Annotated in this window: 28 protein-coding genes; 8 read left to right on the plus strand and 20 right to left on the minus strand. The window is 70.3% G+C overall.

The features are described 5' to 3' along the window. Window positions 1–21: 21 nt before the first annotated feature. Genes hpaE through hpaH form a run of 5 tightly spaced genes read right to left on the minus strand, consistent with a single transcriptional unit; the run spans window position 22 to window position 5379 of the window. Window positions 22–1569 (minus strand): 5-carboxymethyl-2-hydroxymuconate semialdehyde dehydrogenase, encoded by a 1548-nt coding sequence (hpaE, locus tag ACR9Y5_RS08100; protein WP_481297486.1) that lies wholly within the window; start codon window positions 1567–1569, stop codon window positions 22–24. Window positions 1570–1595: 26 nt separating this feature from the next. Continuing rightward, window positions 1596–2279: a GntR family transcriptional regulator gene (locus ACR9Y5_RS08105; protein ID WP_481297487.1), complete on the minus strand. Its 684-nt coding sequence runs from the start codon at window positions 2277–2279 to the stop codon at window positions 1596–1598. After that, the gene (locus tag ACR9Y5_RS08110) at window positions 2261–3736 is read right to left on the minus strand and encodes a fumarylacetoacetate hydrolase family protein (RefSeq protein ID WP_481297488.1); all 1476 of its coding nucleotides are present in this window, start codon (window positions 3734–3736) and stop codon (window positions 2261–2263) included. Before ACR9Y5_RS08110 ends, ACR9Y5_RS08105 begins: the two co-directional genes overlap by 19 nt. Before the next feature lie 42 nt (window positions 3737–3778). Then, window positions 3779–4591: an HpcH/HpaI aldolase family protein gene (locus tag ACR9Y5_RS08115; protein ID WP_481297489.1), complete on the minus strand. Its 813-nt coding sequence runs from the start codon at window positions 4589–4591 to the stop codon at window positions 3779–3781. After that, a complete protein-coding gene (hpaH, locus tag ACR9Y5_RS08120; protein WP_481297490.1) occupies window positions 4576–5379 on the minus strand; it encodes a 2-oxo-hept-4-ene-1,7-dioate hydratase in 804 nt (267 codons plus the stop codon). Before hpaH ends, ACR9Y5_RS08115 begins: the two co-directional genes overlap by 16 nt. A 155-nt stretch (window positions 5380–5534) precedes the next feature. On the opposite strand from hpaH, the gene ACR9Y5_RS08125 reads away from it, so the two are divergent. Beyond that, entirely contained in the window at window positions 5535–5780 is a 246-nt protein-coding gene (locus ACR9Y5_RS08125) for a type II toxin-antitoxin system Phd/YefM family antitoxin (protein ID WP_481297491.1), read from the plus strand. Beyond that, complete coding sequence (locus tag ACR9Y5_RS08130; protein ID WP_481297492.1) at window positions 5777–6196, plus strand: PIN domain-containing protein; 420 nt, start codon at window positions 5777–5779, stop codon at window positions 6194–6196. Before ACR9Y5_RS08125 ends, ACR9Y5_RS08130 begins: the two co-directional genes overlap by 4 nt. Before the next feature lie 25 nt (window positions 6197–6221). Here the strand turns inward: ACR9Y5_RS08130 and ACR9Y5_RS08135 are convergent, their stop codons facing one another. The 6 genes from ACR9Y5_RS08135 to ACR9Y5_RS08160 form a co-directional block, all read right to left on the minus strand. Then, the gene (locus tag ACR9Y5_RS08135) at window positions 6222–7043 is read right to left on the minus strand and encodes a hypothetical protein (protein ID WP_481297493.1); all 822 of its coding nucleotides are present in this window, start codon (window positions 7041–7043) and stop codon (window positions 6222–6224) included. Further along, window positions 7040–9622 carry a DUF4062 domain-containing protein gene (locus ACR9Y5_RS08140; protein ID WP_481297494.1) on the minus strand — a complete coding sequence of 861 codons (2583 nt, stop codon included), beginning with the start codon at window positions 9620–9622 and terminating at the stop codon, window positions 7040–7042. The genes ACR9Y5_RS08135 and ACR9Y5_RS08140 overlap by 4 nt, the downstream gene beginning before the upstream one ends. Window positions 9623–9706: 84 nt before the next feature. Next, complete coding sequence (locus ACR9Y5_RS08145; RefSeq protein WP_481297495.1) at window positions 9707–10066, minus strand: MmyB family transcriptional regulator; 360 nt, start codon at window positions 10064–10066, stop codon at window positions 9707–9709. Between the two features lie 593 nt (window positions 10067–10659). Beyond that, the gene (locus tag ACR9Y5_RS08150) at window positions 10660–11940 is read right to left on the minus strand and encodes a polymorphic toxin type 44 domain-containing protein (protein WP_481297496.1); all 1281 of its coding nucleotides are present in this window, start codon (window positions 11938–11940) and stop codon (window positions 10660–10662) included. A 38-nt stretch (window positions 11941–11978) separates the two neighbouring features. Next, entirely contained in the window at window positions 11979–12341 is a 363-nt protein-coding gene (locus tag ACR9Y5_RS08155) for a hypothetical protein (protein ID WP_481297497.1), read from the minus strand. Further along, on the minus strand, window positions 12338–12622 hold the full coding sequence (locus ACR9Y5_RS08160; RefSeq protein WP_481297498.1) for a hypothetical protein: 285 nt from the start codon (window positions 12620–12622) through the stop codon (window positions 12338–12340). Before ACR9Y5_RS08160 ends, ACR9Y5_RS08155 begins: the two co-directional genes overlap by 4 nt. 235 nt (window positions 12623–12857) lie before the next feature. On the opposite strand from ACR9Y5_RS08160, the gene ACR9Y5_RS08165 reads away from it, so the two are divergent. Continuing rightward, window positions 12858–14261 carry an MFS transporter gene (locus ACR9Y5_RS08165; protein WP_481297499.1) on the plus strand — a complete coding sequence of 468 codons (1404 nt, stop codon included), beginning with the start codon at window positions 12858–12860 and terminating at the stop codon, window positions 14259–14261. A 67-nt stretch (window positions 14262–14328) separates the two neighbouring features. On the opposite strand, the gene ACR9Y5_RS08170 is transcribed toward ACR9Y5_RS08165, so the two are convergent. From ACR9Y5_RS08170 to ACR9Y5_RS08180, 3 genes are all read right to left on the minus strand, one after another. Next, window positions 14329–15132: an alpha/beta fold hydrolase gene (locus tag ACR9Y5_RS08170; protein WP_481297500.1), complete on the minus strand. Its 804-nt coding sequence runs from the start codon at window positions 15130–15132 to the stop codon at window positions 14329–14331. A 73-nt stretch (window positions 15133–15205) separates the two neighbouring features. Then, window positions 15206–15403, minus strand: a complete 198-nt coding sequence (locus ACR9Y5_RS08175) for a hypothetical protein (protein ID WP_310128730.1) — start codon at window positions 15401–15403, stop codon at window positions 15206–15208. Between the two features lie 38 nt (window positions 15404–15441). Beyond that, window positions 15442–17109, minus strand: coding sequence for an HAD family acid phosphatase (locus ACR9Y5_RS08180; RefSeq protein WP_481297501.1), 1668 nt, complete (start codon window positions 17107–17109; stop codon window positions 15442–15444). A gap of 143 nt (window positions 17110–17252) precedes the next feature. On the opposite strand from ACR9Y5_RS08180, the gene ACR9Y5_RS08185 reads away from it, so the two are divergent. After that, complete coding sequence (locus tag ACR9Y5_RS08185; protein ID WP_481297502.1) at window positions 17253–18545, plus strand: cysteine desulfurase; 1293 nt, start codon at window positions 17253–17255, stop codon at window positions 18543–18545. After that, entirely contained in the window at window positions 18542–18982 is a 441-nt protein-coding gene (gene sufU, locus ACR9Y5_RS08190) for a Fe-S cluster assembly sulfur transfer protein SufU (protein WP_481297503.1), read from the plus strand. The genes ACR9Y5_RS08185 and sufU overlap by 4 nt, the downstream gene beginning before the upstream one ends. 115 nt (window positions 18983–19097) lie before the next feature. On the opposite strand, the gene ACR9Y5_RS08195 is transcribed toward sufU, so the two are convergent. Both ACR9Y5_RS08195 and ACR9Y5_RS08200 read right to left on the minus strand, forming a co-directional pair. After that, window positions 19098–19379, minus strand: coding sequence for a hypothetical protein (locus tag ACR9Y5_RS08195; protein ID WP_481297504.1), 282 nt, complete (start codon window positions 19377–19379; stop codon window positions 19098–19100). A gap of 83 nt (window positions 19380–19462) precedes the next feature. Further along, window positions 19463–20428, minus strand: coding sequence for a Dyp-type peroxidase (locus tag ACR9Y5_RS08200; protein WP_481297505.1), 966 nt, complete (start codon window positions 20426–20428; stop codon window positions 19463–19465). 63 nt (window positions 20429–20491) lie between these two features. On the opposite strand from ACR9Y5_RS08200, the gene ACR9Y5_RS08205 reads away from it, so the two are divergent. Next, window positions 20492–21370, plus strand: a complete 879-nt coding sequence (locus ACR9Y5_RS08205) for an alanyl-tRNA editing protein (protein WP_481297506.1) — start codon at window positions 20492–20494, stop codon at window positions 21368–21370. Here the strand turns inward: ACR9Y5_RS08205 and ACR9Y5_RS08210 are convergent. After that, a complete protein-coding gene (locus tag ACR9Y5_RS08210) occupies window positions 21333–21884 on the minus strand; it encodes a nuclease-related domain-containing protein (RefSeq protein WP_481297507.1) in 552 nt (183 codons plus the stop codon). The two genes, ACR9Y5_RS08205 and ACR9Y5_RS08210, sit on opposite strands and share 38 nt — an antisense overlap. A gap of 63 nt (window positions 21885–21947) precedes the next feature. Next, the gene (locus tag ACR9Y5_RS08215; RefSeq protein ID WP_481297508.1) at window positions 21948–22136 is read right to left on the minus strand and encodes a hypothetical protein; all 189 of its coding nucleotides are present in this window, start codon (window positions 22134–22136) and stop codon (window positions 21948–21950) included. Window positions 22137–22207: 71 nt separating this feature from the next. Here ACR9Y5_RS08215 and ACR9Y5_RS08220 point away from each other — a divergent pair, with 71 nt between their 5' ends. After that, window positions 22208–22471, plus strand: a complete 264-nt coding sequence (locus tag ACR9Y5_RS08220) for a hypothetical protein (protein ID WP_481297509.1) — start codon at window positions 22208–22210, stop codon at window positions 22469–22471. A gap of 10 nt (window positions 22472–22481) precedes the next feature. On the opposite strand, the gene ACR9Y5_RS08225 is transcribed toward ACR9Y5_RS08220, so the two are convergent. Continuing rightward, the gene (locus ACR9Y5_RS08225) at window positions 22482–23873 is read right to left on the minus strand and encodes a cryptochrome/photolyase family protein (protein WP_481297510.1); all 1392 of its coding nucleotides are present in this window, start codon (window positions 23871–23873) and stop codon (window positions 22482–22484) included. Between the two features lie 13 nt (window positions 23874–23886). After that, window positions 23887–24525 carry an MBL fold metallo-hydrolase gene (locus ACR9Y5_RS08230; RefSeq protein WP_481297511.1) on the minus strand — a complete coding sequence of 213 codons (639 nt, stop codon included), beginning with the start codon at window positions 24523–24525 and terminating at the stop codon, window positions 23887–23889. 85 nt (window positions 24526–24610) lie between these two features. On the opposite strand from ACR9Y5_RS08230, the gene ACR9Y5_RS08235 reads away from it, so the two are divergent. After that, complete coding sequence (locus tag ACR9Y5_RS08235) at window positions 24611–26821, plus strand: heavy metal translocating P-type ATPase (RefSeq protein WP_481297512.1); 2211 nt, start codon at window positions 24611–24613, stop codon at window positions 26819–26821. Window positions 26822–26865: the final 44 nt, after the last annotated feature.

Here is a 26865-nt window from a genome sequence, read left to right on the forward strand (position 1 = left end):
TGAGTCTGGGGGTCGGATCGGTCAGGCGTCGCCGGCGTCCTCGGCCGCCTCTGCAGCCTCTTCGGGCTGGTGCGCGCTCGCGCCGAACCGTGCGGTGTGGACGGGGCCCAGCGTGATGTGGACCGCCTGCTGGTCGGTGTAGAAGTCGATCGAGCGGTAGCCGCCCTCGTGCCCGAGGCCCGACGCCTTCACGCCGCCGAACGGGGTGCGGAGATCGCGCACGTTGTGGGAGTTCAGCCACACCATCCCGGCTTCCACGTTCTGGGCGAAGGTGTGCGCGCGCTCCAGGTCGCTGGTCCAGAGGTACGCCGCGAGGCCGTAGCGCACGCCGTTGGCGAGCTCCAGCGCCTCCTGGTCGGTGTCGAACGGCGTGATGGCCACGACCGGGCCGAAGATCTCCTCCTGGAAGATCCGCGCGTCGGGGGCGACGTCGGCGAAGACGGTCGGGGCCACGTAGTTGCCGTGGTCCAGGCCCTCCGGACGGCCGCCGCCCGCGAGCAGGCGGCCCTCCTGCTTGCCGAGCTCGACGTACGACATCACCTTCTCGTAGTGCTCGGGGTGCACGAGCGCTCCGACCTCGGTCTCGGGGTCGTGCGGGTCGCCGACGACGATGTGCTTGGCGCGTTCGGCGTATCGCTCCAGGAACTCGTCGTAGACCGGGCGCTCGACCAGGATGCGCGAACCCGCCGTGCAGCGCTCGCCGTTCAGCGAGAAGACGCCGAACAGGGTCGAGTCGATCGCGGCGTCGAGGTCGGCATCGGCGAAGACGACGGCGGGCGACTTGCCGCCGAGCTCCATCGAGAGCCCCTTCAGGAAGGGCGCGGCGTTCGCGAAGATGATCTGGCCGGTGCGGCTCTCGCCGGTGAACGAGATCAGCGGCACGTCCGGGTGCTTCACGAGCGCGTCCCCGGCCTCTTCTCCGAGACCGTTGACGAGGTTGAAGACGCCGTCGGGAACGCCGGCCGCCCGGAAGATCTCCGCCCACAGGCTCGCGGAGAGCGGCGTGAACTCGGCCGGCTTGAGCACGACCGTGTTGCCGGTCGCGAGGGCCGGAGCGAGCTTCCAGCTCTCCAGCATGAACGGCGTGTTCCACGGCGTGATCAGGCCCGCGACGCCGATCGGCTTGCGGTTCACGTAGTTCAGCTGGCTGCCGGGCACCTTGTACGCGTCGTCCGCCTGCGCGACGATCAGGTCGGCGAAGAAGCGGAAGTTCTCGGCCGCGCGCTGCGCCTGTCCCAGCGCCTGAGTGATCGGCAGGCCGGTGTCGAAGGTCTCCAGTTCGGCGAGCCGCGCATCCTGGGCCTCGACCGCGTCGGCGATCCGGTTCAGCACGCGGGCGCGTTCGCGCGGCTTCATCCGGGGCCAGGGGCCCTCCCGGAAGGCGCGGGTCGCCGCGGCCACGGCCAGGTCGATGTCCTCCTTCTGCCCGGCCGCGGCCTGCACGTAGACCTCGTTCGACACCGGGTCGAGCACGTCGAAGGTTCTGCCCGACACACTGTCGACGAAGCGGCCGTCGATGAAGTGCTGGATGCGATCGGGGAGATTCTCGGGGATGTGGTGCTGCGCCATGCGCGGCCTCCTGTCGGTGGATGCGGTCAGTGCTGCTGCTTGTGCTCGCTCTGGTACGCGTGCAGCGAGTCGAGGGTCGCCAGCCGGTGGCTGCGGGCGGCGAGTTCGATCTCCAGCGGGTCGGCGCCGGACTCGATAAGGGCGAGGATCTGCTCGTGCTCGTCGACCGACTCGCGGGCGCGGCCCGGCACGAAGCTGAAGGTGGAGTCGCGCAGCACGGTCAGGCGGTTCCAGCCGCGGTGCACCAGGTCGAGGATGTGCGGGTTCGGGCACTCCTCGAACAGCACCGCGTGGAACTCCTGGTTGAGCTGCGTGAAGCGGTGCGGGATGAAGTCGTCGAGGCAGGCGATCATCTCGCGGTTGATCATCCGCGCGCGCTCGATGTGGTCGCCGTCCAGCAGGGGAGCGGACATCCGGGTCGCCGCGCCCTCCACGAGGGCGAGCGTCTCCATCGTGTACGTGTACTCGGCCTCCTGCAGCAGGGCGACCTGGGCGCCGACGTTCTTCTCGAACGTCACCAGCCCCTCCGCCTCCAGCCGCCGGATGGCCTCCCGGACGGGGACGACGCTGATGTCGAGCTCGCCGGCGATCTGGCCGAGCACCAGGCGGAACCCGGAGACGTACCGGCCGTCGTCGATGCGCGTGCGGATGAAGTCGTAGGCGAGCTGCGACTTGCTCGGGGACGTCTGCTTCAGTGCTGCGTCGACCATGCGCTGTACCTCTCTCTCCACTCGGCGTTCATCGGGAACAGTCCGTCGACCGCGTGGCCTGCGGCGACCTGCTCGGCGATGAACTCCTCTTCCCGCTCCTGCTCGATCGCGTCGGTGACGACCTCCTCGACCAGCGCGGGCGGGATGACCAGGAGGCCGTCGGAGTCGCCCACGATCACGTCGCCGGGTTGCACGGTGGCGCCGCCGCAGGCGATGGTGATGTCGGTGTCCCAGGGGACGTGCTTGCGGCCCAGCACAGCAGGGTGCGGGCCGTTGTGATAGGTGGGGATGTCGAGGGAGGCGACCACGGCGAGGTCGCGCACGCCGCCGTCGGTCACGATTCCGGCGGCGCCGTTGACCTGCGCGCGCAGCGCGAGCACGTCGCCGACGGTGCCGCTGCCACGCTCGCCGCGCGCCTCGATGACGAGCACCTCGCCGCGCCCGACGGCGTCGAACGCGCGCTTCTGCGCGTTGTAGCCTCCACCGTGCGAACGGAAGAGGTCCTCCCGGTTCGGGACGTAACGGAGCGTGCGGGCCGTACCCACGACTCGCACGTCGGGTCGCGTCGAGGTGAGGCCGTCGATGGAGACGTTGTCGAGGCCGCGTTTGCGGAGCTGCGAGCTGAGGGTGGCGGTGGCGACGCTGCGGAGCTTCGCGCGCAGCTCGTCGGTCAGTGTCCATGCCGGTTCGGGCTGCGTTGCCCAGGCCTCGGCTCGCTGGAGGTCGTCGACGCTCGGCTTCGTGCCGAAGTCGCCGAAGGGGATGCGGCCCTCGGTGATGCGCGTCACCAGGCGGCCGGTGGTGGGCGCGCCCGGAGCGCCGGGCGCATCCACCTCGACCTCGACCGTGTCGCCGGGGACGGTGACGGAGGAGCCGGCGGGGGTTCCGGTCAGGATGATGTCGCCTGGCTCCAGGGTCATCAGCTGCGAGAGGTCGGCGACGAGCCGCCCGAACGGGAAGAGGAGGTCGTCGGTCGTGCCCTCCTGCACCAGCTCGCCGTTCAGCCAGGTGCGGACACGCAGAGCGGCGGGGTCGACTGCGGCGGCGCGCAGGACGTCCGGGCCGAGGGGAGTGAAGCCGTCGCCGCCCTTGGAGCGGACGTTGGACCCCTTGTCCGCGGCGCGCAGGTCGTAGAGGCCGAAATCGTTCGCCGCCGTCACCCCCGAGATCACGGACCAGCCGTCCTCGGGGGAGACGCGACGGGCGGCCCGTCCGACGATGAGGGCGATCTCGCCCTCGAAGGCCAGCAGTTCGGTGCCGGCGGGACGCTCGAGCGCGCCGCCGCTGGCGGCCACCGAGGACGACGGCTTGAAGAAGTAGGAGGGCTGGGCGGGGGTGCGGCCGCGCTGCGCGGCCCGCGAGCGGTAGTTCAGATGCACCGCGATGATCTTGCCGGGCCGAAGGATGTCCGTCACGGGTGGTGGCTCCTCATCGTCGGGGATCGGTCGCAGGACCATATCCGAAATGATATACGATCGGTCGGCGGTACGCAATTGCAATCAATAGGAGGCGGCAGCCGGCGCGTCGGGGGAGGCGCCGATGAAGCGGTCGGCGAGCGCCTCGGACGCGCGCGCGAGCAGGGTCACGTCCGCTCCGACGAGCACGTACGCGGCGCCCGCGCCGGCGTAGCGCTCGGCGGTGGCCGGGTCGAACGCGTTCACACCGACCGGGGTGCCCGCCTCCCGGCCGGCCTCGATGACGCGCTCCACAGCGGCGACGACCTCGGGGTGGTTCTGCTGCCCGAGCAGGCCCATCGACGCGGCGAGGTCCGCGGGGCCGACGAGCAGCGCATCCACACCGTCGACCGCGGCGATGCCCGCGGCCGCGTCCAGCCCGTCGGCCGACTCGATCTGGACCGTCAGCGACACGAGATCGCCCGCCCGCGCCAGGTAGTCCGGGATGCGGCTCCAGCGCGACGAGCGGGCCAGCGCGCTGCCCACGCCGCGCACGCCGTGCGGCGGGTAGCGGACGGCGCGGACCATCGCCTCCGCCTGGGCCACGCTGTCGACCATCGGAACGAGGATGTTCTGGGCGCCCAGGTCGAGGAGCTGCTTGAGGATCACCGTGTCGCCGAACGGCGCGCGGACGACCGGCACGGCCGGATACGGCGCGACGGCCTGCAGCTGGGCGAGGATCGACTCCAGGTTCACGGGGGAGTGCTCGCCGTCGATGAGCACGATGTCGAGTCCGCTGCCCGCGCAGATCTCCGCGACGAGCGGGCTGCCGGCGCAGGACCACATCCCGTACAGGGTGCGGTCCGCCTGCCGGAGGCGGTCGGCGAAGGTCGGCGTCGGGGCTAGACGAATCGGCATGTGACGGCTCCCAGGGTTCCGTAGTCGGCGTGGACGGTGTCGCCGCGCTCGACCCACATCGGGCGGGTGAACGAGCCGGCGAGGACGATGTCGCCGGCGTCGAGGCGGCCGCCGTGCTGGGCGAGCTTGTTCGCGAGCCAGGCGACGCCGGTGGCGGGGTGGTCGAGGACGGCCGCGGCGACGCCGGACTCCTCGATCGTCTCGTTGCGGTAGAGCAGGGCCGAGACCCAGCGCAGGTCGACGGCGTCCACGGCGACCGGGCGGCCGCCGACGACCATGCCGCCCATCGCGGCGTTGTCGGAGATCGTGTCGACGATCGTGCGGCCCTGCATCTCGATGCGGGACGACAGGATCTCGAGCGCAGGGACGACGTACTTCGTCGCGTCCAGCACGTCGAACAGCGTGACGTCGGGACCGGCCAGAGGCTTGGCGAGCACGAACGCCAGTTCCACCTCGACGCGCACGTTCGAGAACTGCTCGAACGGGATGACGGAGCCCGTCTCGTAGACCATGTCGGCGAAGATGGCGCCGTAGTCGGGCTCGGTGATCCCGGTGGCCTGCTGCATGACCTTGGAGGTGAGGCCGATCTTGCGGCCGACGAGCCGCCGGCCCTCGGCGAGCCCGCGCTCGACCCACAGGCGCTGGACGGCGTAGGAGTCCTCGACCGTCATGTCCGGGTGGCGCGCGGTCAACAGCGGGACGGTCGTGCGGTCGCGCTCGGCGGCGGCGAGTTCGTCGGCGATGGCCTGGATGGTCGGGCGATCGAGCACTCGGAGTCCCTTCGGCATCGGAGGAGGGGGCGATGAGCCCTGAGTGGATCGTATATCTTCCTGTACACCTCGGCCAGGCGCTCGGTCGCAAATGCCTTCATAGCCCGGCGGATTCGGGGCGCGCGCTCAGGCTGGCGGATATGATCCTACGTAGCTACATCGAAGGAGGCGGGATGGCCATCATCACGGCGCGGGAGTTCAACCAAGACACCTCAGCGGCCAAGCGGAGCGCCACCACGGAGCCGCTCATCATCACCGATCGTGGTGAGCCGTCGTTCGTCCTGCTGACCTACGCGGAGTATCAGCAGCTGACCGGTGGGGTTCGCAGCATCGTCGACATGCTGAGACAGGACGAGCGAGGAGACTTCGACATGGAGTTCCCGCGGGCCCGCATCGAATCGAAAGCGATCGACCTGTGAAGTGGCTGCTGGACACGGTTGCGCTTTCGGCCACCCGGCGGCCCGATCGGGCGGACCCGGCCGTCATCCGCTGGCTGGAGCTGCAGAACCCGTACTCGCTGTACATTTCGGCGATGACCATGTTCGAGATCGAGCTGGGCACAGCGCAGAAGGAACACACCGACCCAGCGCAGGGTGCGGATCTGCGACGGTGGGTGGACGACGTGCAGCTGACCTTCGGGGAGCGGATCCTGCCAGTGGACCACGAGATCGCGGGGGTCGCGGCGGCGTATCACGTCCCCGATCCGCGGCCGGAGCGCGACGCCCTCATCGCGGCGACGGCCGAAGTCGCGAATCTGGTCGTCGTGACCCGGAATGTGCGCGAATTCGAGGCCTTCGGTGTCCCCCTTTTCGACCCCTGGTCCGCCGGCTCCTGAGCCCACGAGAACAGCGGCGCCGGCGTCAGCGCGCCGCTGTCCGGCGCCGCCGCTCCCCCCAGACGTAGAGGGCGAGGTACACGACGAACGCGCCCGCCAGACCGCACACCAGCATCGGCGCGGACGGCCGCGACCACAGCAGTTCGCCGCCGCGGAGCAGGAGCGCCAGGAGGATCGCGGCGAGGCTCACCAGCTGCGCCTGGAAGATCTGCCGGAACGCGCTCCACCGGGCGTCGCCGAGCATCCACACGTTGACCATGCCCGGCAGGGTCAGGATGGCGCCGCAGACCCGGGCGGTCAGGGGTGTCAGCGGCCATGCCCACACCGTGATGGCGAGCTGCGGAGCGACGAACAGCACCAGTCCGACGACCAGCGAGCAGAGGCCGATCAGAGCGAGCAGGATGCGCACCCAGCGCGGGATCGTCGCGTCCGGCTCCGCGACGGCGCGTCCGAGGTCCTCGCCGCGGTTGACGATCATCGCGGCGAGTACGAGGAACGGTGTCGTGACGTACAGCGTCACCCACACGATGAACGACAGGTACCCGAAGTGGAAGCGGTCCCAGTGCAGGAAGGTCGCGACGGCGAGCAACGTCGCGAACAGCAGGACTGCGGGGAAGCCGTGACGGACGGCGTGCCAGCGGTTGGGGCGCACCACGTGCACGAAGAACACGATGCCGCCCGCGTAGGCGCTGCCGAGGAGCATCGCGGTGATCGATGGCCGGATGGTCCAGGCGAACAGCCGATCGGTCGTGTCGGCCAGAGGGTAGAGCAGCACGAAGGCGGCCACCAGGAACGGCAGGATGATCGCGCCGACGGCACGCGTGAACGGGTGCACGCGGTCGGTCACGGACGCAGCCTCTCCGCTTCGGCGACGGCCTGGTCCACCGGAAGGGACCGACCCTCCGCGACCGCTGCTTCGAAGGCCTTCGCGTCGATCCCTGCTGCGGAGCCCGCGGCGAGCATCCGGTCGACGAAGAGCTGGTGGAACGAGAACGCGGGAACGTTGTGCAGCCCGGTCCGCTCCCGGAGCGAGCGGGACGCGCCGAGCAGCCGGCCGGCGCGCCGGGCGTCGCCCGCGACCGCCGCGACAGCCACCATGCCCTCGAGCCCGTAGGCGATGCCCTCCGCATGCCCGAGCCGGCTCGACAGGGCGACGCACGCCGAGAAGTCGGACGCGGCCCCCGCGGCATCGCCGAGCAGCAGTCGCGCCCACCCCCGGTGATGCTGGGCGATCGTCACGCCGAGCTCGTCCCCGTTGTCGTTGGCCAGCGCCAGGCTCTGCTCGAAGTGGGCGAGCGCCGCATCCACCTGCTGCCGGAGCAGTGCCACGCGCCCCAGCATCACCTGCGCCATCGCCTCGCCCCAGCGGTCGCCGGAGCCACGGAAGAGATCCAGGCTCCGCGCCATGGCGTCATCGGCGGCGGCCGGGTCCGGTCGGGGTGAGGCGAGCACGGCGAGTGCGAGAGAGATCAGCGCCAGCGCTTCGCCGTCGTCGACCCCGGTGCGGTGGAACAGGTCGGCGCTCTCGGTGAGGCTCTCGGCGACCGTCCCCGCCGGGTCCTGCCAGAACGTGATCGCCTGCGTGAAGTACAGTGCGATCGCGCGGGTGCGGTCGTCCACGGGTTCGTCGGCGGCGAGGACCTCCTCCATCCAGCCCCGCACCTCGCCAAGCAGGCCGGCGATCCACCAGTACACGTACAGGCTCCAGGCGAGCTGGGCGGCACGCGGCCAATCACGCCGGTCGAGAAGGTGCCGGACCGCGGCGCGGAGGTTTCCTGTGTCCGCACCGAGGCGGACCACCCAGTCGTGCTGGGCCGCGCCTTCGAGGGCGGCGTCCGCGCGCTCGCCGAGCGCGAGGTAGAACGCGGCGTGGGCGTCGCGCACCGCCTCCAGCGCCCCCGCCTGCTGCGCCTGCTCCACCGCGTACTCGCGCACCGTGGCGAGGAGCGAGAACCGGGCGGCGTCGGTGTCCTCGTGCTGCTGGACCAGGCTGCTGTCCACCAGCGCGGCCAGGGCGGGCAGCACATCCACGACCTCGCCGTCGGCCGGCACCGCCGCAGCGACGGCCTCTGCCGCCTCCAGCGAGAAGCCTCCCTCGAAGACACCCAGCTGGGCGAGCAACGCCCGCTCGGGGCGGTCGAGCAGCTGGGCGCTCCAGTCGATCGTGGCCCGGAGGGTGCGCTGCCGCTCCGGGAGGTCACGGGCGCCGCCGACGAGCAGGGGGAGGCGGCGGTCGAGCCGGCTCGCCAGTTCGCGGGGCGGGAGGACGCGGACGCGCGCGGCCGCCAGTTCGAGTGCGAGGGGGAGTCCGTCCAGGGCGGTGCAGATCCGGGCCACGTCGTCGGCATTGTCCGCGGTGATCTCGAAGTCGGGGCGCACAGCGTGCGCGCGTTCCACGAACAGCGCTGCGGCCTCGTCGGCAGGCAGCGGTCCGAGCTCATACCGGTGCTCGCCGCCGACCCGCAGGAGCGAGCGGCTGGTCACGATCGCCGCCGTACCGGGGGCCGCCGCGAGCAGGGCGGTCACGACCGGCGCCGCCGGGAGCGCCTGCTCGAAGTTGTCGAGCACGAGCAGCAGACGACGGTCGCGGAGGGCCGTCGTCACCTTGTCGGCGAGAGGGGCCTCGCCGGTGTCCCGCACCCCGAGGGCCTGGGCGAGCGCACCGACCACCGCGCTCTCGTCGCGCGCCGGGGCGAGGTCGACGAACACGGCGCCGTCGGGGAAGCGATCGCCCGGATCGGCGGCCGCGGCGATCGCCAGCCGGCTCTTGCCCATGCCGCCGGGCCCGGTGATGGTGATGAGCCGGGCACCGCGTGCGAGCATCGCGCGCACTGCATCCACGTCCGCTGCTCGCCCGATCAGCCGGGTCAGCGGCGCCGGCAGGGCCGGACGCTCCGCGGGCGCCTCCGTCACGGTAGGGGGTTCGGGGGCTTCCGCGACGCGGCTCAGCTCGAACCGCTCGGCGAGCAGGATGGCCAGGTCGGCCTCCAGCAGCACCTGGAGCTCCTTGGCCGATTCGATGTACTTGAACGACGCCCGGTCGTCGTTGCGGATGCGGTCGAGCAACTCGGCCAGCCGGGGCTCCCGCCCCGGCGCCTGGTCCTTGATGTAGATCAGCCGCGGCAGCTGCGGCGGGCACAGGTTGTACTCGTCCTCGAGCCCGGAGACCTGCTCCTGCGGAGCGACCCAGCCGTACCGCTCCCAGTACAGGCCGACGAACACATCGCTCTGCTCCAGGTACGCCCGGTACAACTCGCGCGGCGGGTGCGGGCGGGCGCCGAGCTCGAACATCACCGGAGCGAGGTGCAGGCGCTCGATGGCGGCCCGCGCCGCCCGTCGCTCGGGGGCGAGCTCCTTGAGGGTCGAACTGACGAAGACCCGCAGCCTCTGATCCGGCGTGCGGATGACGCGAGGCGCCGCGCTCATGCACGCATTCTGTTGCACGCGTCTCGTGTCGCACCAGGGGGCATTCCGCTCCGGGCAGCGGCTGATCCGCGGCGGGACCGCGCCCTACTTCGCCCGCAACCGACCCGCCGAGGCTGTGGTCACGGTCAGGGCCGCGCCGTCCGCCGCCACCTCATCCCGCAGCGCCTGCAACGCGACGGCGGAGGCAGACCCTGGCGCCGCGTGGTAGATCACCAGCAGCTGACCGCCGGAGTCGCCGATGAGCGGCTTCTCGCGGCGGAGTTCCAGCATCCCGACGCGCGGATGGTCGAGCCGGGACGCGCCGCCCCCGAGCCCCTTCACGTCGTGGCGGGCCCACAGGCGCCGGAAGTGGTCGCTGCTCAGCGACAGCTCCCCGACCAGCTGCGCGATGCGCGGATCGTCGACATCGCTGCCGATGGAGGCGCGGAAGGACGCGACACGCACAGCTCAGCCCCCAGCGACGTGTCCCGGGGCTGCGCTGTGTTGGTGCACCTTGCCGCGCGGATCGGCGTCGGGGCGGGGCGCGCCCTAGTCACGGCAGGGCGGAATGTCCCCCGCGACGAGCCCGGGTTGGGCGCAGCTGATTTGCATGGACCAAAACTCGGGTCCAGGAGTACACGTGTAGATCCGCACCTCGCTCCAATCCGCAAGGATTTTGCCCGGGCCGTCCGAGACCCGGTACTTTGAGCCCGGAAAGGTTATCTCGAAGTCGTAGTCAGAGGCTTTCCGCCAAGTGATCCTGCCGTCATAGCGGTCCTCGCTGGTGACTTGGATACAGAGGTTGTTCGACATCTTCTGGTGTCCGCGAGGGACACCGACCGCGTAACCGGTTCCATCGGTCCGCAGCGTGAGCGTCATAGGCCCCAGGGGTGCTTGGATGAGGCCCTTCCCTTGACTGTAGAAGGTCCCGCCCTTCCATTCGGTTGTCTCGGTGAACAATCTGCCGTCCGAGCACCCAGTGAGTGAGAAACACATCAGGAGTGCAGCAACGAGCATGACGCATGTACGAACGCGTCTTCCTGCTCTCACGATGCCGGTCACCCGGTGAGGCCATTCAGGTGCGAATTCGCGATCTCCTCGTAGAACTGCTTCTCAGACAGCCCATTCGGGTACTTCTTGTAGAGGTCATAGCCAAATTTCACGGCTTGATCGTCCAGTTTGTCGTTCACTCCTGCATTGATGCCTGCTGCCGTTCCCAAGTTCGCACCATCGAGCGCGGTGTCGAGGTGTACGCCCCAGTGGGCGAGCATCGCTCCGTACATGACGTTGCCAAAGACATCCGACCGGACGACGCGCCCCTGGTCGTCATGGAGATAAAAGGCACTGCTCCCGTACCCGTAGTCTTCGGCGAGGTAGACCTTCATATCCCACTCCATACCAGTGGGGAAGTTTTTGATGAATGCTGCGACGCCCTGCAAAGCGACGATGTTCTCGAAGCTCGTTCCACCGATGTCCATGAGTACGGCGAAGTAACCCCAGGGGTCGTGCTTTGCCTTGGCGTTCATGCCGTCGCGCAGCAGCTGATCAAACTTCCCGGGGTTCTCACGCGCTAGCCGGTACAGCGCCTGCGCCTGATCGGAATTCATCCATTCCACGAGCTTGTCGTAGCTGAGCGCCGAAGCGTGCTCCAGGGTGTCGTAGTCGAGGTAGCCGTCTGGGATGCCGAGCCCGGCTTTGCTGTGGGTGGTGATCTTCGCCGTGGACAGCCCTCGGATGAGCGCGAGGTCCACACCGTTCGTGTAGTAGCTGCCGTCGGCCTCAACCGCGACCTTGTTCAACTCCAGTGCAGCTCGGGTGGAGAGACGCATCACTTCCCGGCTGTCGGTGAAGTACTTCGACACATCAGTGACGAACCACTCCAACTTCTGGATCTTTTTCTCGAGGTCATCAATCTCGTGCTCGACCTGCTCCTTGAGTCGCTGGAGCACGGTGTTCTGGTGGGCGAGTCGGTCCAGGTTGCCGGTGAACACTCCCTGTACCTGGGTGAAGAAGTCGGTGTTGTGTTCGATCTGCGCCTCGATCAGCCGTAAACGCTCCCGCGCCTCCTGCAACGCCTTCGTGAGGTCGTCGTGGTCGAGGGTGCCGTATTCGGCGACCACGGAGTGCGCGTGCTCGTAGGAGGCCAGTTCGGCTTGGATATCGCCAACTGCTTCACGGAGCTTCGCGATCCCTGGCAGGATCAACTCCGCGAACAGGCCCCGCCCCGCGGTGAACGCCGCCCCCTGGAGTACGCCCGCATCAAGCTGGGCGACCAGATGTTGCGAACCCGAATCCAGGCGGCCGACGATCAGGTCGGCGGTCGTGATGTTGTTGCGCATCGCGTTGATGAGATTGCTCGAATCAGCGGCACTGAACCTTACTCCCATGGCAACGCGTTCCTTTCCGCGAGCAGTTTCTCGCGTTCATCGTCCAACGACTGCCGGACCCGCGAACTCGTCTGCTCGACCTCGTCCACGGTTTCATCGACATATCGGTCGATCTGTGACAGCAACTCTTGGCGTGCCTGGAGTTGATGTTGCGCGCCGCTGTCGCCGGCTTGCATCTGCTCCCAGAGGGAGGTTTCCCGGTGCCGCCCCACCGCATGGAACTGTTCGCGGAACTGCTGCAACGAACGCACATGGCTCGCCCGACGTTCGGAGAGCTCATCCTCCTGCCGTTCTACCCGCTCGATCTGACGACCCAACGCGGCACGTTCCGTGGCACTGTTGTCGGCGCTCATCGCGTTTCGGCCCAGCGTGCGGCATCGGCGACATCACGCTTCTCGATGCTGCTGGCAAGTTCCGGGAACTTGTTCGCCTGCCCCAACACCGCAGCACAGAACCTGCTGACGGTCTGGAACATCTCGTTGGTGACATCGCGGCCGGCATCCATCCCGGGGACACCTGCCGTGAAACCGAAGGTCACGTGCTGATCGGCATAACCGGAGGTGTCGATACCGACCAACTCATTCACCGCGGCATCCGCACCGGCCGTACTCGAAATGATCTTTCCTACTGACATCTGTCCCCTGTCACTACATCGGCAGAGCGACACCACATCTGCACACTGGGGCATAAACATACCAGCTAAAGAAACGCACCCTCCGAGCCTTCTCGCGGGCCAGGGAGTTAACGTCTCGGGCTTTTGCGCGCATCGCGTACGTTCAGCACCCGTTGCGTCGGATCCGAAATCGTATATCATTGCCGCACGGAGCGCCGCTCCGGACAACGATGTCGCACCCCGGGAGTACACAACGATGAGCACATCCCCCTTCACCCCCACCGGCAGCATCCGCTCGCAAACGGACCGCCGCCGCGTCGTCTTCGCCACGGTCATCGGCACCACCGTGGAGTGGTACGACTTCTTCATCTACGCCTCGGCGGCCGGACTCGTCTTCGGCCAGCTGTTCTTCGCGCCGGCCGGACCGCAGTTCGCGACCGTCCTGTCGTTCCTGACCGTCGGCGTGAGCTTCCTGTTCCGGCCCCTCGGCGCGTTCCTCGCCGGTCACTTCGGCGACCGCTACGGGCGGCGCCAGGTGCTCGTCGTGACGCTCATCCTGATGGGCCTCGCGACGGCGCTCGTGGGCCTGCTGCCGACGTACGAGGCGATCGGGATCGCCGCGCCCATCCTGCTCGTCCTGCTGCGTGTGCTGCAGGGCATCTCGGCGGGTGGCGAGTGGGGCGGCGCGGTGCTGATGGCCGTCGAGCACGCGCCGACCGCCCGGCGCGGTCTGTTCGGCGCGTCGCCGCAGATCGGTGTCCCGCTCGGCCTGCTGCTCGCCTCCGGCGCCATGGCGCTGATGACCGTCATCGCCCCCGGGGACGCCTTCGTGGCCTGGGGCTGGCGCGTGCCCTTCCTGCTCTCCGTCGTACTGATCGTGATCGGCTACTGGGTGCGCCGCCGGGTCGAGGAGAGCCCGGTGTTCACCGAGATCGCGGAGCGCCGTGAGCGCACGCGGATGCCGATCGTGCAGGTGTTCCGCAAGCACGCGCTGCTGGTGATCGTCGCGGCGTTCGTCTTCGCGGGCAACAACGCGGTGGGCTACATGACCACCGGAGGCTACATCCAGAACTACGCAACGAACCCGGAGGGCCCGCTGAAGCTCGAGCGCGGACCGGTGCTGTGGGCGGTCGCCGCGTCCGCCGTGACCTGGCTGGCCGCGACCTGGTTCGCCGGGTGGCTGAGCGACCGCATCGGCCGCCGCACGACGTACATCGTCGGGTGGATCCTGCAGCTGGTCGGCGTGTTCGCGCTGTTCCCGCTGGTCAACACGGGGAACGTGGTCCTGCTGTTCCTCGGCCTCGCGATCCTCACGATCGGTCTGGGCTTCACCTACGGCCCGCAGGCGGCGCTGTACTCGGAGCTGTTCCCGGCGTCCATCCGCTTCTCGGGGGTGTCGATCTCGTACGCGATCGGTGCGATCCTCGGCGGCGCGTTCGCTCCGACGATCGCGACGGCGCTGGTGCAGGCGACGGGCACGACGCTGTCCGTCACCTGGTACCTGGCCGGCATGACGCTGCTCGGCCTGCTCGCCACGCTCGTCCTGCGCGACCGCACCGGGATCGCGCTCGGACCGGACCACGAGGCGGAGCAGGCGGTCAGCCCCATCCGCGGATTCTCGGGACGTCCCGAGCGCGAGGGCGCGACCGTTCGGGGCTGAGCCCGCCGCACAGCGGACGGCCCCGGTCGGCACTCTCACGTGCCGACCGGGGCCGTCCGGCTTCTCGTCAGTCCGTGACGAAGCGGAGCAGATGCGGCGCCAGGGCCTCGCCGGACACGTCGTGGGTCTGGCCGGCCACCAGCTCGAAGGAGCCGTCCTGTGCGCCCGAGGCCACACCCTCCGCGCCCAGCCGCAGGAAGTCGGGCGTCTGGTCGCCGGCGAGCCCCAGCACGGGGACGGAGATCGCCTGCAGCAGGTCATCCGGCACCCTGCTGTCGCCCATGGCGGCGTCGTCGTACGCGAGCGTGGGTGCGAGCGCGAGGGTGGCGTCCCAGCCGGGCGAGTTCTGCATCCCCTCGATCCCGGCCTCCGGCACGCCGACGCGCCGCAGGAACAGCTCGACGGCGGCGGTGCGGTCGTCGGTCGCCAGCGCCGCGAGCAGCTGCCGGGTGTACGCCTCGGCGGAGGGGAGCATCGGGTCGGGCAGGTACGGCGGCTCGTACACGACGACGCGCGGCACCCGGTCGGCGCCGAGCGCCGCGGCCGCTGCGAGCACCAGCGCGCCGCCCGACGACATCCCGAACAGGGATGCCCGCCCGCCCGCCGCGTCGATGAGGGCTCCCAGGTCGTCGATCTCGCGGGCGACCGCCGTGGCTCGCGCCGACGGGTCGGCGACGGCGTCCGTACTCGCCCCGCGGCCCCGTCGGTCGTAGAGCACGACGGTCAGGCGGTCTCGGAGTGCCGCGGCGATCGGGCGCATCGGACCGGCGTCGCGGAAGCACAGGGCGCCGTCCACGAGAACCAGCACGGGACCGGTCCCGTCCAGCTCGTAGGCGATGGTGCTTCCGTCGGGGGAGGTGAGCGTGCTCATGGGACGTCAGCGTAGCCCCCGGAGGGGCAGGTCGGCCGGACGAGTCGCACCCGGCAGGAAACCGGAGGTCCGGTTAGCGCCCCTGACGCCGACGCACCCCGAAGCCGATGAGCACGCCGCCGCCGATCGCGACCAGCACGCCGGCACCGCGGATCAGCCACTGGACGTCGCCGGTCGCCGCATCCACCAGCAGCGGACCGGCCAGGCCGACGACCACGAGCACGATCCCCACGATGAAGAACCAGGGGGAACCGTTCGTCCGCTCGACCATGCCCCGAGCCTACCGGGGCACGGCCGGGCGGACGTCGGTCACGGCAGGTAGTAGGTCGGGTTCGGCAGCTTGACCGTGCGGTCGGCGTGACCGCCGATCAGGTCGCTGAACTGGTCGCCGTAGTTCGCCACGATGTCGTACCCGCCGCCCGCGGCCGACTCGATGTGCGCCCGCGTCTGCGACTTGTACTCGATGGTCGTGCACTTGGGCGTAGCGCAGGTGATGTAGGAGGGCTGCTGGGACGCTCCGACGCCCGTCCACTTGGTGTAGAAGTTCTGCGCGGTGAAGCCCGTGTAGCCGACCTTCGCCAGGTTGCCGAGGGTCGCGGCCTTCTGGTCGTCGTTGCGTCCGGTGAGGCCGATCAGCGTGCAGCCGGCCTTCTGCGCCACGGCCGCGAGAGTCGTCATGTGGGGGGTCGCGGGGAAGCGCTCCTCCTGCACCCAGACGTTCTGCTCGACCGGGTCGAACGTGAAGTGCATGTCCGCCACCTCCATGTCGTACGTCCACAGGGTGGTGTCGTCGGTGTCGAGCACGATCGCCGGGTTCTTGTGCAGCTTCTTCTCGACGAAGCAGGTCGCTGCGAGCACCGGCAGCTGGCGCTGCACGATGCCGCGGAGCTCGCTGATGTAGGGCGACGAGGTCTTGTCGGCGATGCCGGTGCCGGGGTCGCCGTAGTAGGTGGCGATGGTCTTCTTCACCGAGTCGATGTTCGGGATGCCCTCGCCGCCCTGCGTCGCGCCGCTCGACCCGTCCGGCGCCATCGTGAAGTGCGTGCGCGCTGCGAGCTTCGGCTCGGAGACGCCCGGCAGGTCGGGCGACGGGAGGTAGTACGTCGGGTTCGGGAGCTTCAGCGCCTCCTGCGCGTAGCCGCCCTGCAGGTCCGACCACTGGTCGCCCACGTTGAGGGAGATCGTGTAGCCGAGGTCCTCGATGTGCTTGCGCGTGAGCGCCTTGTACTCGACGGTCGTGCAGCTGGCGGCGGCGCAGGTCACGTACGACGGCTGCTGGGAGGCGCCCTTGCCGGTCCACTTCGTGTAGAAGCGGTCGGCGGCGAAGGCGGTGTATCCCACCTTCGCGAGGTTGCCGAGGGTTGCCGCCTTCTGATCGTCGTTCCGTCCGGTGAGGCCGAAGACGGTGTACCCGATGGCGGCCGCCTGGTTGACGAAGTCCACCATCCCCGGGGTCGCGGGGAAGCGCTGGTCCTGCACCCAGACGTCCTGCTCGGCCGGGTCGAAGGTGAAGTGCATGTCCGCGACTTCCATGTCGTACGTCCACAGCGTGGTGTCGTCGGTGTCGAAGACGATCGCCGGCTTCTGGCCGTGCTTCACCGCCCGGTCGTAGCCCGCCTGCAGCTGTGCCTTCTCGCGGGACAGGATGCCGTCGAGCTCGCTGACGTAGGGCGAGGAGGTCTTGTTGGCGATGCCGGTGCCGGGGTCGCCGTAGTAGGTGGCGATGGTCTTCTTCACCGAGTCGATGTTCGGGATGCCCTCGCCGCCCTGCGTCGCGCCGCTCGACCCGTCCGGGGCCATCTCGAAGGTGGTCCGCGGCGCGAGCGCCGTGCTCCCGTGCCCGGAGCCCGGGCCCGGATCCCAGGCGAGCGCGGCCGGGGCGTCGGCGAGCCCGACGCCGAGCACGAGCGCGAGGGCGCCGGCGGCGCCGAGCAGCCCGCGGCGGAAGCGTGAGGTGGTGGAGGGAGTGGTCGTCATGAGAGCACCTTCGCCATCGATCGGATCGTCTGCCCCCGTTCAGGGGCCGGAAGCAGCCTACCCATGCCCCTCCGGGGAGGGAAGCGCGCGGATGCGCAACACCCAGCGGGATTGAAGCAGGCACCGCTAACGTTGACGCTCGTATGCGCACCGACACCGTCCTCGACCCGGCCGCCCTCCGCGCCGACTTCCCGATCCTCGCCCGCGAGGTGAACGGGCACCCCTTCGTCTACCTCGACTCGGGAGCGACCTCGCAGAAACCGCGACAGGTGCTCGACGCCGAGCGCGCGTTCGCCGAGCGGTACACCTCCGCGGTGCACCGCGGAGCCCACACCGTGGCGGGGGAGGCGACCGAGCTGTTCGAGGACGCCCGCGCACGCGTCGCCCGCTTCGTCGGCGCCCGGCCCGGCGAACTGGTCTGGACCTCCAACGCGACCGAAGGCATCAACCTCCTCGCCTACAGCATGTCCAACGCGTCCCTCGGGCGCGGCGGCGCCGCCGCCGAGCGCTTCCGGCTGGCCGCGGGGGACGAGATCGTGGTGACGGAGGCGGAGCACCATGCCAACCTCATCCCCTGGCAGGAGCTCGCTGCCCGCACCGGGGCCACACTCCGCGTGATCGGGCTCACCGACGACGGCGCGCTCCGGCTCGACCAGGCGGCCGACCTGATCGGTGAGCGCACCAAGGTCGTCGCCTTCTCCCACGTGTCCAACGTGCTCGGTGCGATCAACCCGGTCGCAGACCTCGTGACGCTGGCGCACGCGCAGGGCGCCCTGGTGGTGCTCGACGCGTGCCAGTCCGTCCCGCACCTGCCTGTCGATCTCCCGGCCCTGGATGTGGACTTCGCCGTCTTCTCGGGCCACAAGATGCTCGGCCCCACCGGAGTCGGCGCGCTCTACGGGCGGAGCGAGCTTCTCGACGCGCTCCCGCCGTTCCTCACCGGCGGCTCGATGATCACGCAGGTGACCCTGGAGGGCGCCGAGTACCTGCCGGCGCCGCAGCGGTTCGAGGCCGGAACGCAGCGCGTCTCCCAGGCGGTCGCACTGGCAGCCGCCGTCGACTACCTGGATGCGGTGGGCATGCAGGCGGTCGCCGCCCACGAGGAGGCGCTCGGGCGCCGGCTCCTGGCCGGTCTCGGCGAACTCGAGGGTGTGCGCATCCTCGGTCCCGGCCCCGACGTCCCCCGCGTCGGCCTCGCGAGCGTCGTTGTGGAGGGCATCCACGCACACGACGTCGGCCAGTTCCTCGACGACCGCGGCATCGCCGTGCGCGTCGGCCACCACTGCGCGCAGCCGGTGCACCGCCGGTACGGCGCGACGGCCAGCACGCGCATCAGCACCTACCTCTACAACACGCCCGACGAGGTGGATGCGGCGGTGCAGGCGATCGCCGATTCGCGCGTCTTCTTCGGCGTGACGGACGGAGCGGCCCGATGAGCGACCTGCAGAACCTGTACCAGCAGGTCATCCTCGATCACGCCCGCGAGAAGCACGGGTTCGGGCTGGCCGGCGACGAGGCGGCCTCGTCCCACCAGTTCAACCCGACCTGCGGCGACGAGGTCACCGTCGGCGTCCGCACCGCGGCCGACGGGCACATCCTGTCGATCGGGTGGGAGGGTCACGGCTGCTCGATCTCCACGGCGTCCGCGTCGCTGCTGAGCGACCTGGTGCAGGAGACCGACCGCGAGCACCTGGCGGCGTCCATCGGGGCGTTCCGCGAGCTGATGCACTCGAAGGGGGCGCTGGAGGGCGACGAGGAGCTGCTCGGCGACGCCGTCGCGCTGGCCGGCGTCTCGAAGTACGTGACGCGGGTCAAGTGCGCGATGCTGCCGTGGGTGGCGCTGGAGGACGCGCTCCTGAAGTCGGCCGCCTGACCGTTCGCCCGGGCTGTATTCGCCGCGCCAGGTGGGTGACTGCTGCGTTTCGGAACCTCTGCGCCCCGTCGACCGACCGCAGTCGTTCCGAGACGCCGCAGTCGCCCCGCCCGGATCAGGGGACGGGCGCCAGGTCGGCCTCGTCGGCGATCGCCTCCAGGGCCGAGGGGAGGGACGGGAAGGTTGTGCCGTAGACGAGGCCCGAGGGCCCGGCGGCCGTCCACGACTGCGTGCCCTTCGCGACCCGTCCGACCAGGTAGCGCCGGTGTCCGCCCAGCACCTGGCGCTGGGCGATGGGCAGGGTCAGCGGGAAGGCGTACACGTCGCCCTCGGGAGTGACCACCAGCTCCCAGCGGGCGCGGCCCGGGTTGAACTTGCTCGTGAAGATGCGCGACATGATCGACCGTTTCTACCGCGCGGCCGCCCGTGGCCGCCAGGAAGATGACGACCTGTTGCGAAAGCCTTCGTCACATGACGCGGTCAGTCGGCGAGGGACTCCAGGAAACCGCGGGTCGGCGCGAAGAACGTGCTTCCCGTCGCGGCCGTGGAGAAGTCGAGGATGCGGTCGTAGCTGCCCTCCGGATCGCCGACGAACATGCGCTGCAGCATCCGCTCGATCACCCAGAGCGCGCGCGAGTAGCCGATGAAGTAGGTGCCGAACTCGCCGTGGCCGGGGCGCCCGAAGGGCATGTTGTCGCGGAGGATCTCGTGCTCGACACCGGTCTCGTCGACGATCGTCGCCAGTGTCTTGTGCGACTTCTGGCCGTGCTGCGCATCCGGCAGCTCGATGTTCTCGACCTTGGTGCGGCCGATCACACCCTCCTGCGACGGCACGGGCAGGCGGTTCCAGCTCGACAGGTCGTGCAGGTACTTCTGAACGACGACGTAGCTGCCGCCGGCGTGCTCCGGATCCTCGTCGCCGACGCAGGTCGCCCCGGCCATGTCGCCGCCGGCCGGGTTGGCGGTGCCGTCCACGAAGCCGAGCAGGTCGCGGGCGTCGAAGTAGCGGAAGCCGACCACCTCATCCACCACCTGAACGGCGTCGCCGAGCGCGTCGAGCAGCTGGCGCTCCAGCTCGAAGGTGAAGTCCCCGCGCTCGGCGCGGATGTGGAACAGGATGTCGCCGGGGGTCGAGACGGCGGTGTGCACCGGCCCGGCGATCTCGCGGAAGGGGTGCAGCTCGCGCGGCGGGATGACGTCGGTCAGCCGCGACCAGAATTCGGCGCCGATGCCCACGTTGCACGACAGCCTCGCGCCCAGGTCGCGGAACCCGACGGTCTTCACTTGGTCGGTGATCCCGCCGAGGACCGCTTTCGCCGTGGCGAGCGCCTCCGGGGTGTCCGCGACGGTCACGATCAGGAACACCGCCGCACGCGAGAGCGGGGCGTCAATGCTCTGCGGGTCGATCGGAACGCGTTGCCAGGGCTGGTCGCCGGTGTTCGCCATAGCGTCATGCTGCCGCATCGGAGCCTCGCGCCGCCACCGGCCGCCGGACCCTAGGCTGGAGGGATGAGCCTCCCCAGCACCGACACCGTCGTCACCTATCCGGATGGCGACCTCACCGAGTCCGCGACGGTCGTGCACCTGGAGCCCCTCGCCGATGGGCGGACGGCCGTGGTGCTCGACCGCACCGCGTTCCACCCCGTCGACCCGGTCTGGCCGGACCAGCCCGCCGACACCGGAGAGCTCGTGCGGGGCGACCGTGCCTACCCGATCGTGGATGCGGTGGTCGGCGCGACCGACGGCGGCTCCCTCTTCGTCGGCGACGCACCCGTGCGCACCGGGACCGAGGGGTGGGCGTTCGTCGTCTGCCACCTGGTGGAGGATGCGAGCGGGCTGGAGGAGGGCGCCACCGTGGACGTCTCCGTCGAGGCCGAGCGCCGCCGGGCCCTGTCCACCGGTCACACCGCCTGCCACCTCGCCTCCCTGGCGCTGAACGAGGCGCTCGCGCCGCTGTGGACCAAGGAGGTCAGGGTGGATGGACATGGGCGCCCCGACTTCGACCAGCTCGCGATCGTGAGCTCCCGTATCCTTCCCGACGGCTCGATCGACGAGTACCGGGTCGGCAAGAGCCTGCGGAAGAAGGGCTTCGCCGCTGCGGAGCTGCCGGACCGTCTGAACGAGCTCAGTGCCACCATCGACGGCCTGCTCGCGGAGTGGGTCGCCACCGGCGCCCCGGTCGGGATCGCCCGCGACGGCGACGGCCACGGTCTCGGCGACCGCCGCCGCTGGCGCGCCGAACTGCCGGACGGTGTCGTCGAGATCCCGTGCGGCGGCACGCACCTGCACTCCCTGTCCGAACTCGCCGCGGTGACGGTGACGCTCGAACTCGTGGAGGCGGAGGGCGCCCTCACACTGACGATGCGGACCAGCGCCGAACGAGGCTGAGCGGGAACGCGCGCGCGTCATCGGGGGACGTGACCGGCTGCCATTTCGCGGGGTCGCCGAACAGTGCCGCGGCACGCGCCACGGTCTCCGCATCCACGCGGGCGGGCCGATGAGTCAGCCAGCGCAGCAGATTCTCCGAACGGACGACGGGAGCCCGGGCCGGTATCCCGCGCATCCGCAGTTCGCGGGCGCCCACCACGACGGTCACCGGCAGCACGGGCGCCTCGACGCCGGCGCGGAAGAGCAGACCACGCACCCGGGACGCGTGCAGCTCCGCATCGCGCAGGGACGGCTGCTTGACGCCGTCGATCAGCAGAGCGCGTTCCTCCACGGTGAGTCGCGCGCCGTGGTGGCGTCGCGTGCCGATCACGAACACGCCGCCCGGCCCGACGACGAGGTGGTCGGGGTCGGGACCACCGGATGCGGTGGGCGCCGTGCGGAAGGCGCTCCAGCCCTCGGGCAGCCGGGCCAGCAGCGTGTCGATCTCGCCCTCGCGCATCCGCCGTCCTCTCACCCCGCAACCGTACAGAGCGGCAGGCGCGCGCCCCAGTCCCCACCCGGGGACAGGCGGGCGCGGCTACCCCTGTTCCGGGGAGGGATGGGTGCGGGGGAGGTCCGTGTCGTCGGGGAGGCGCTCCTCGAGCGACTCGTTGTGCTCGGCCACGGCCTCCAGCCGGTCTGTGTCGGTTTCGCCCAGGTGGCTCACGCCTTCGGCGAGGTCGTCGGCGTCGCGGGGCTCTGCGGTGTCGTCCGGTCGATCGGTCATGCCGGGCACTGTACGCGCGTACGGACGCCGGACTTGACCGGCCAGGCGGCGGACGGGCTAGCATGCGGAGCATGAGCCGCATCGAAACCGGGATCGTCTCCTACACCGTCTCCGGCGACTACCTCGCCCGGGTCGGGGCCGACTTCGACACGGAGGCCGTCGACGACGCGATCCTCGCTGAGCTGAACCGGATGCTGCCCGAGGGCATCGTGGTGGAGCGCAGCGGCCGGGTGCTCGCCGAGGAGGAGCTCGCCGAGGAGGCGCGCTCGATCGACTGGGAGGCGCTGCTGCGGCAGATCGACGTGGACCAGATCCTGGCCGAGCACGGGCGCTGAGCCCGGCGCTTCAGCGTGAGCGCTTGACCGCGTCGTATGCGGCGAGAGCCGCGCGCCGTGTCTCCGCGAGATCGACGATCGGCTCCGGATAGTCGCCGGTGTCCCACTCCGGCACCCAGCGGCGCACGTAGTCGCCCCGCCCGTCGAACTTCTCGCGCTGCAGTTCCGGGTTGAACACTCGGAAGTAGGGCGCGGCGTCCGCGCCGCTTCCGGCGACCCACTGCCAGTTGAACGGGTTGTTGGCGGGGTCGGCGTCCACCAGCGTGTCCCAGAACCACTGCTCGCCGTGCCGCCAGTCGATGAGCAGGTTCTTGATCAGGAACGACGCCGTCACCATGCGCACCCGGTTGTGCATGACTCCGGTTGTCCACAGTTCCCGCATCCCTGCGTCCACCAGGGGCACACCGGTGCGACCCTTCTGCCAGGCCCGCAAAGCGGATGGATGCAGCCGGGGCCACGGGAAGGAGTCGTATTCACGATGGATGTTCACGGTCGCGATATCGGGATGCTCGAAGAGCGTGTGGTAAGCGAACTCGCGCCAGCCCAGTTCCGACTGGAAGGTCGACGCGCCCTCGGCGGTCGACCGGTCGCGCCGCTCGCTCGTGGCGTGCCAGACCTGATGCGGGCTCAGCTCGCCCCACCGCAGTCGCGGGGAGAGGCGGGAGGTCCCGTCCACGCCGGGCACATCGCGCTCCTCCTTGTATGCGGCCAGGTTCTCGGCGAGGAAGCTCCGCAGCTGGTCGTGCGCGGCCTTCTCCCCGGGAACCCAGGCCTCGCGGAGCCCGGCCGCCCAGTCCGGATGCGTCGGCAGCAGCCCGAGTTCGTCCAGGTCGACCGCCGGGACGCCCGGCGGCACGCTGCCGGCGCGCAGCGTGCGCGGGGTCGGTCCGGGCTTCCGTGGAGCGGGGGCCGCCAGGCAGGCGCGCCAGAAGGGGGTGTACACCGAGAACGCGGTGCCCTGGCCGGTGCGGATCGTCCACGGCTCGAACAGCAGGTTCGCGCCGAAGCTGGTCGCCTCGAGCCCGGCGTCGCGCGCGGCGGTCTTCACCGCCTCGTCGATGCGGCGCTCGACGCCGCCGTAGCGCCGGTTCCAGAACACCGCCGCGGCGTCCGTCTCCCTCAGCAGGTGCGCCATCGTGGCCTCGGACGCGCCGCGGAGCAGCGTGAGGGCCCCGCCGATGCCCTGCAACGACTCGGCGAGCGCCGCGAGGCTGTGGTGCAGCCACCAGCGGCTCGCCGCGCCCGGGGGCCGCAGGCCGGGCGTCTCCTCGTCCCAGACGATGGCGCAGATCACCGGGCGGCCGGATTCCGCGGCGGCGTGCAGGGCGGGATTGTCGGCGATGCGCAGATCGTCGCGGAACCAGACGATCGCCGGCCGGTCCTGCTCGCCTGTGGAGCTCACGGTCGCGCCGGGCTCAGAGGTCGAGGGAGTCGCCGGGCTCCAGGGCGTAGAAGGTTCCGCCGTTCTGCTCGGTGGCCCACTGCAGGCGGCCGTTCGCCATGTCCTTGCCGCCCCGTGAGAGCACCATCTCGTGGATGGGGAAGCTGCGCTTGGGCTTCACGGCCAGCACGTAATCCATCGTCTCCGCGATCTTCATCCACGGGGCGCCCGCCGGTGCGGCGAGCACGTCGACCTCGACCCCCTCCGGCACGAAGAACGAGTCGCCCGCGTAATAGAGGGTGTCGTTCACCAGCACGCCGACGTTGTCGACCACCGGGATGCTCTCGTGGATGACGGCGTGACGCCCGCCGAAGAAGCGCAGGGTGAAGGGCTCCGCCTCCACGGTGTCGCCCGGGTGGACGACGGTGACGTCGAAGTCCGTGGCGGCGGCAGCCACACCCTCCGGCGCGAAGATCGTGGCGTCGGGGGAGAGCTCGAGCACGCGGTTCAGTTGTTCGGGGGTCCAGTGGTCGGCGTGCTCGTGCGTGATGACGATGGCGACGGCGTTCGCGGTGTCGGTCAGCGGAGAAGTGAAGCTTCCCGGGTCGATGAACAGCTTGCGGCCGTCCTGTTCGAGGAGCAGGCCGGCGTGTTCGAACTTCGTGAGTCTCATGGCTCCAAGGAAATACCGGATGGGATGCGTACGCAAGCGCGGGGAGGTTGAGGAATATACCCTGGGGGGTACTGTTGGAGGCGATATGGACGACACGAACGAGCACACGGCCGTCGACCACGCGGAGCACGATCCCTCCGGACACACCGGACACGATCACTCGGCGCCCGCGGCGGATGACCACAGCGGCCACGATCACGCGGGTCACGCGGGTCACGCGGGTCACGCCGACCACGCGGGTCACGCGGACCACGGTGATCACGCCGACCACGCTGGTCACGCTGGTCACGCCGACCACGGCGGCCACGGCGGCCACGACCATTCCGGCCACGCCGGACACGACCCGGCCATCTTCCGTCGCAAGTTCTGGTTCACCCTCGTCCTGACCATTCCGACGCTCGTCTTCTCGCCGGGGTTGCAGGAGATCCTCGGGCTCTCCGGCCCCCGGTTCCCGGGCAGCCAGTACATCCCCGCCGTCTTGGGCGTCGTCATCTTCTTCTACGGCGGCCTGGTCTTCCTCCGCGGAGCGGTGGATGAGCTCCGGGCGAAGCAGCCCGGCATGATGACGCTCATCTCCCTCGCCATCGTCGTGGCCTTCGGCTACAGCGTCGCGGTGACCCTCGGTCTGCCCGGCATGGACTTCTGGTGGGAGCTCGCCACGCTCATAGTGATCATGCTGCTGGGCCACTGGATCGAGATGTCCGCGGTGATGGGCGCCCAGGATGCGCTCGGCGAGCTCGCGAAGCTCCTGCCGGACACGGCGGAGCGCGTCGCGGACCCGCACGCGGAGCCTGAGACCGTCGCAGTCGGCGACCTCCGCGTCGGCGACCTGGTCCGGGTGCGCCCGGGTGCCGCCGTGCCCGCCGACGGCGAGATCGTGGACGGCCGCAGCGACATCGACGAGTCCCTGCTGACCGGGGAGTCGAAGCCGGTCACCCGGGGCCCGGGGGAGCAGGTGGTGGCCGGGAGCATCTCGGGCAGCGGATCCCTCGTCGTCCGGGTCGGACGCACGGGCGGCGACACGGCCCTCGCCGGCATCATGAAGCTCGTCGCCGACGCGCAGGCCAGCAAGTCGGGCGCGCAGGTGCTCGCCGACCGCGCTGCGGCATGGCTCTTCTACGTTGCGCTCGCCGTCGCGGTGGTCACCCTGGTCGCCTGGACGATCATCCGCCCCGGCGATCCCGCGTTCATCCTCGAGCGGGTGGTCACCGTGCTCATCATCGCGTGCCCGCACGCCCTCGGACTCGCCATCCCTCTGGTCGCCCAGATCTCGACCGCGCTCGGCGCCCGCAAGGGGCTGCTGATCCGCGACCGTCACGCGATGGAGGACGCCCGGAGGATCGATGTCGTCCTGTTCGACAAGACGGGCACCCTCACCGAGGGCAAGCAGGGAGTCGCCGCCGTCTCCGCCGCCGACGGCGATGACGACCGGCTGCTGGCGCTCGCCGCGTCCGTCGAGGCGCCCGCGGAGCACCCCATCGGCGCGGCCATCGTGCGCGAGGCGCGCAGCCGCGGCCTGGCCGTGCGTCCGGTGTCCGGCTTCGAGGCGCTCGGTGGACGTGGGGCATCGGCGGTCGTCGGGGCCGAGGGCACCGTGACGGTGGGTGCGCCCCGGCTGCTCGCCGAGCGCGGGCTCGAGGCGCCCGGCGCCGTGATCGAGGCGGCGGAGCGGGCGGCGGATGCGGGTCAGACCGTCGTCTACGTGCTGTCGGCCGATCGCGTGCTGGGGCTGATCGCCCTGGCCGACGTCGTCCGGCCGGAGTCGCAGGAGGCCGTCCGCTCGCTGCGTGAGCGCGGCGTCCGGGTGGCCATGCTGACCGGCGACTCGCGCGCGGTGGCGACGGCCGTCGCAGCCCGACTCGGAATCGACGAGGTCTTCGCCGAGGTGCTGCCGGCCGACAAGTCCGGCACCGTCGCGCGGCTGCAGGCGGACGGATCGCGCGTCGCCATGGTGGGAGACGGCGTGAACGACGCGCCGGCGCTCGCGCAGGCGGATGTCGGCATCGCCATCGGCGCGGGCACCGACGTCGCCATCGAATCGGCGGGAGTCGTCCTGGCGTCGAGCGACCCGCGCGGTGTCGCCGCGGTCATCACGCTCTCCCGTGCCACCTACCGCAAGATGCTGCAGAACCTCGGCTGGGCCACCGGGTACAACGTCATCGCGCTGCCGCTCGCGGCCGGTGTCGCCATCGGTGCGGGCATCGTCGTCTCGCCGGCCTTCGGCGCGGTGCTGATGTCCCTCTCCACCATCGTGGTGGCGCTGAACGCGCAGCTGCTCCGCCGGCTGCGGCTCTGATCCGCCGCGTCGCCGCGGCCGGCGAGCGCGCATGTGCCATCATC

Source organism: Leifsonia sp. KNZ13-11D, from assembly GCF_056754895.1.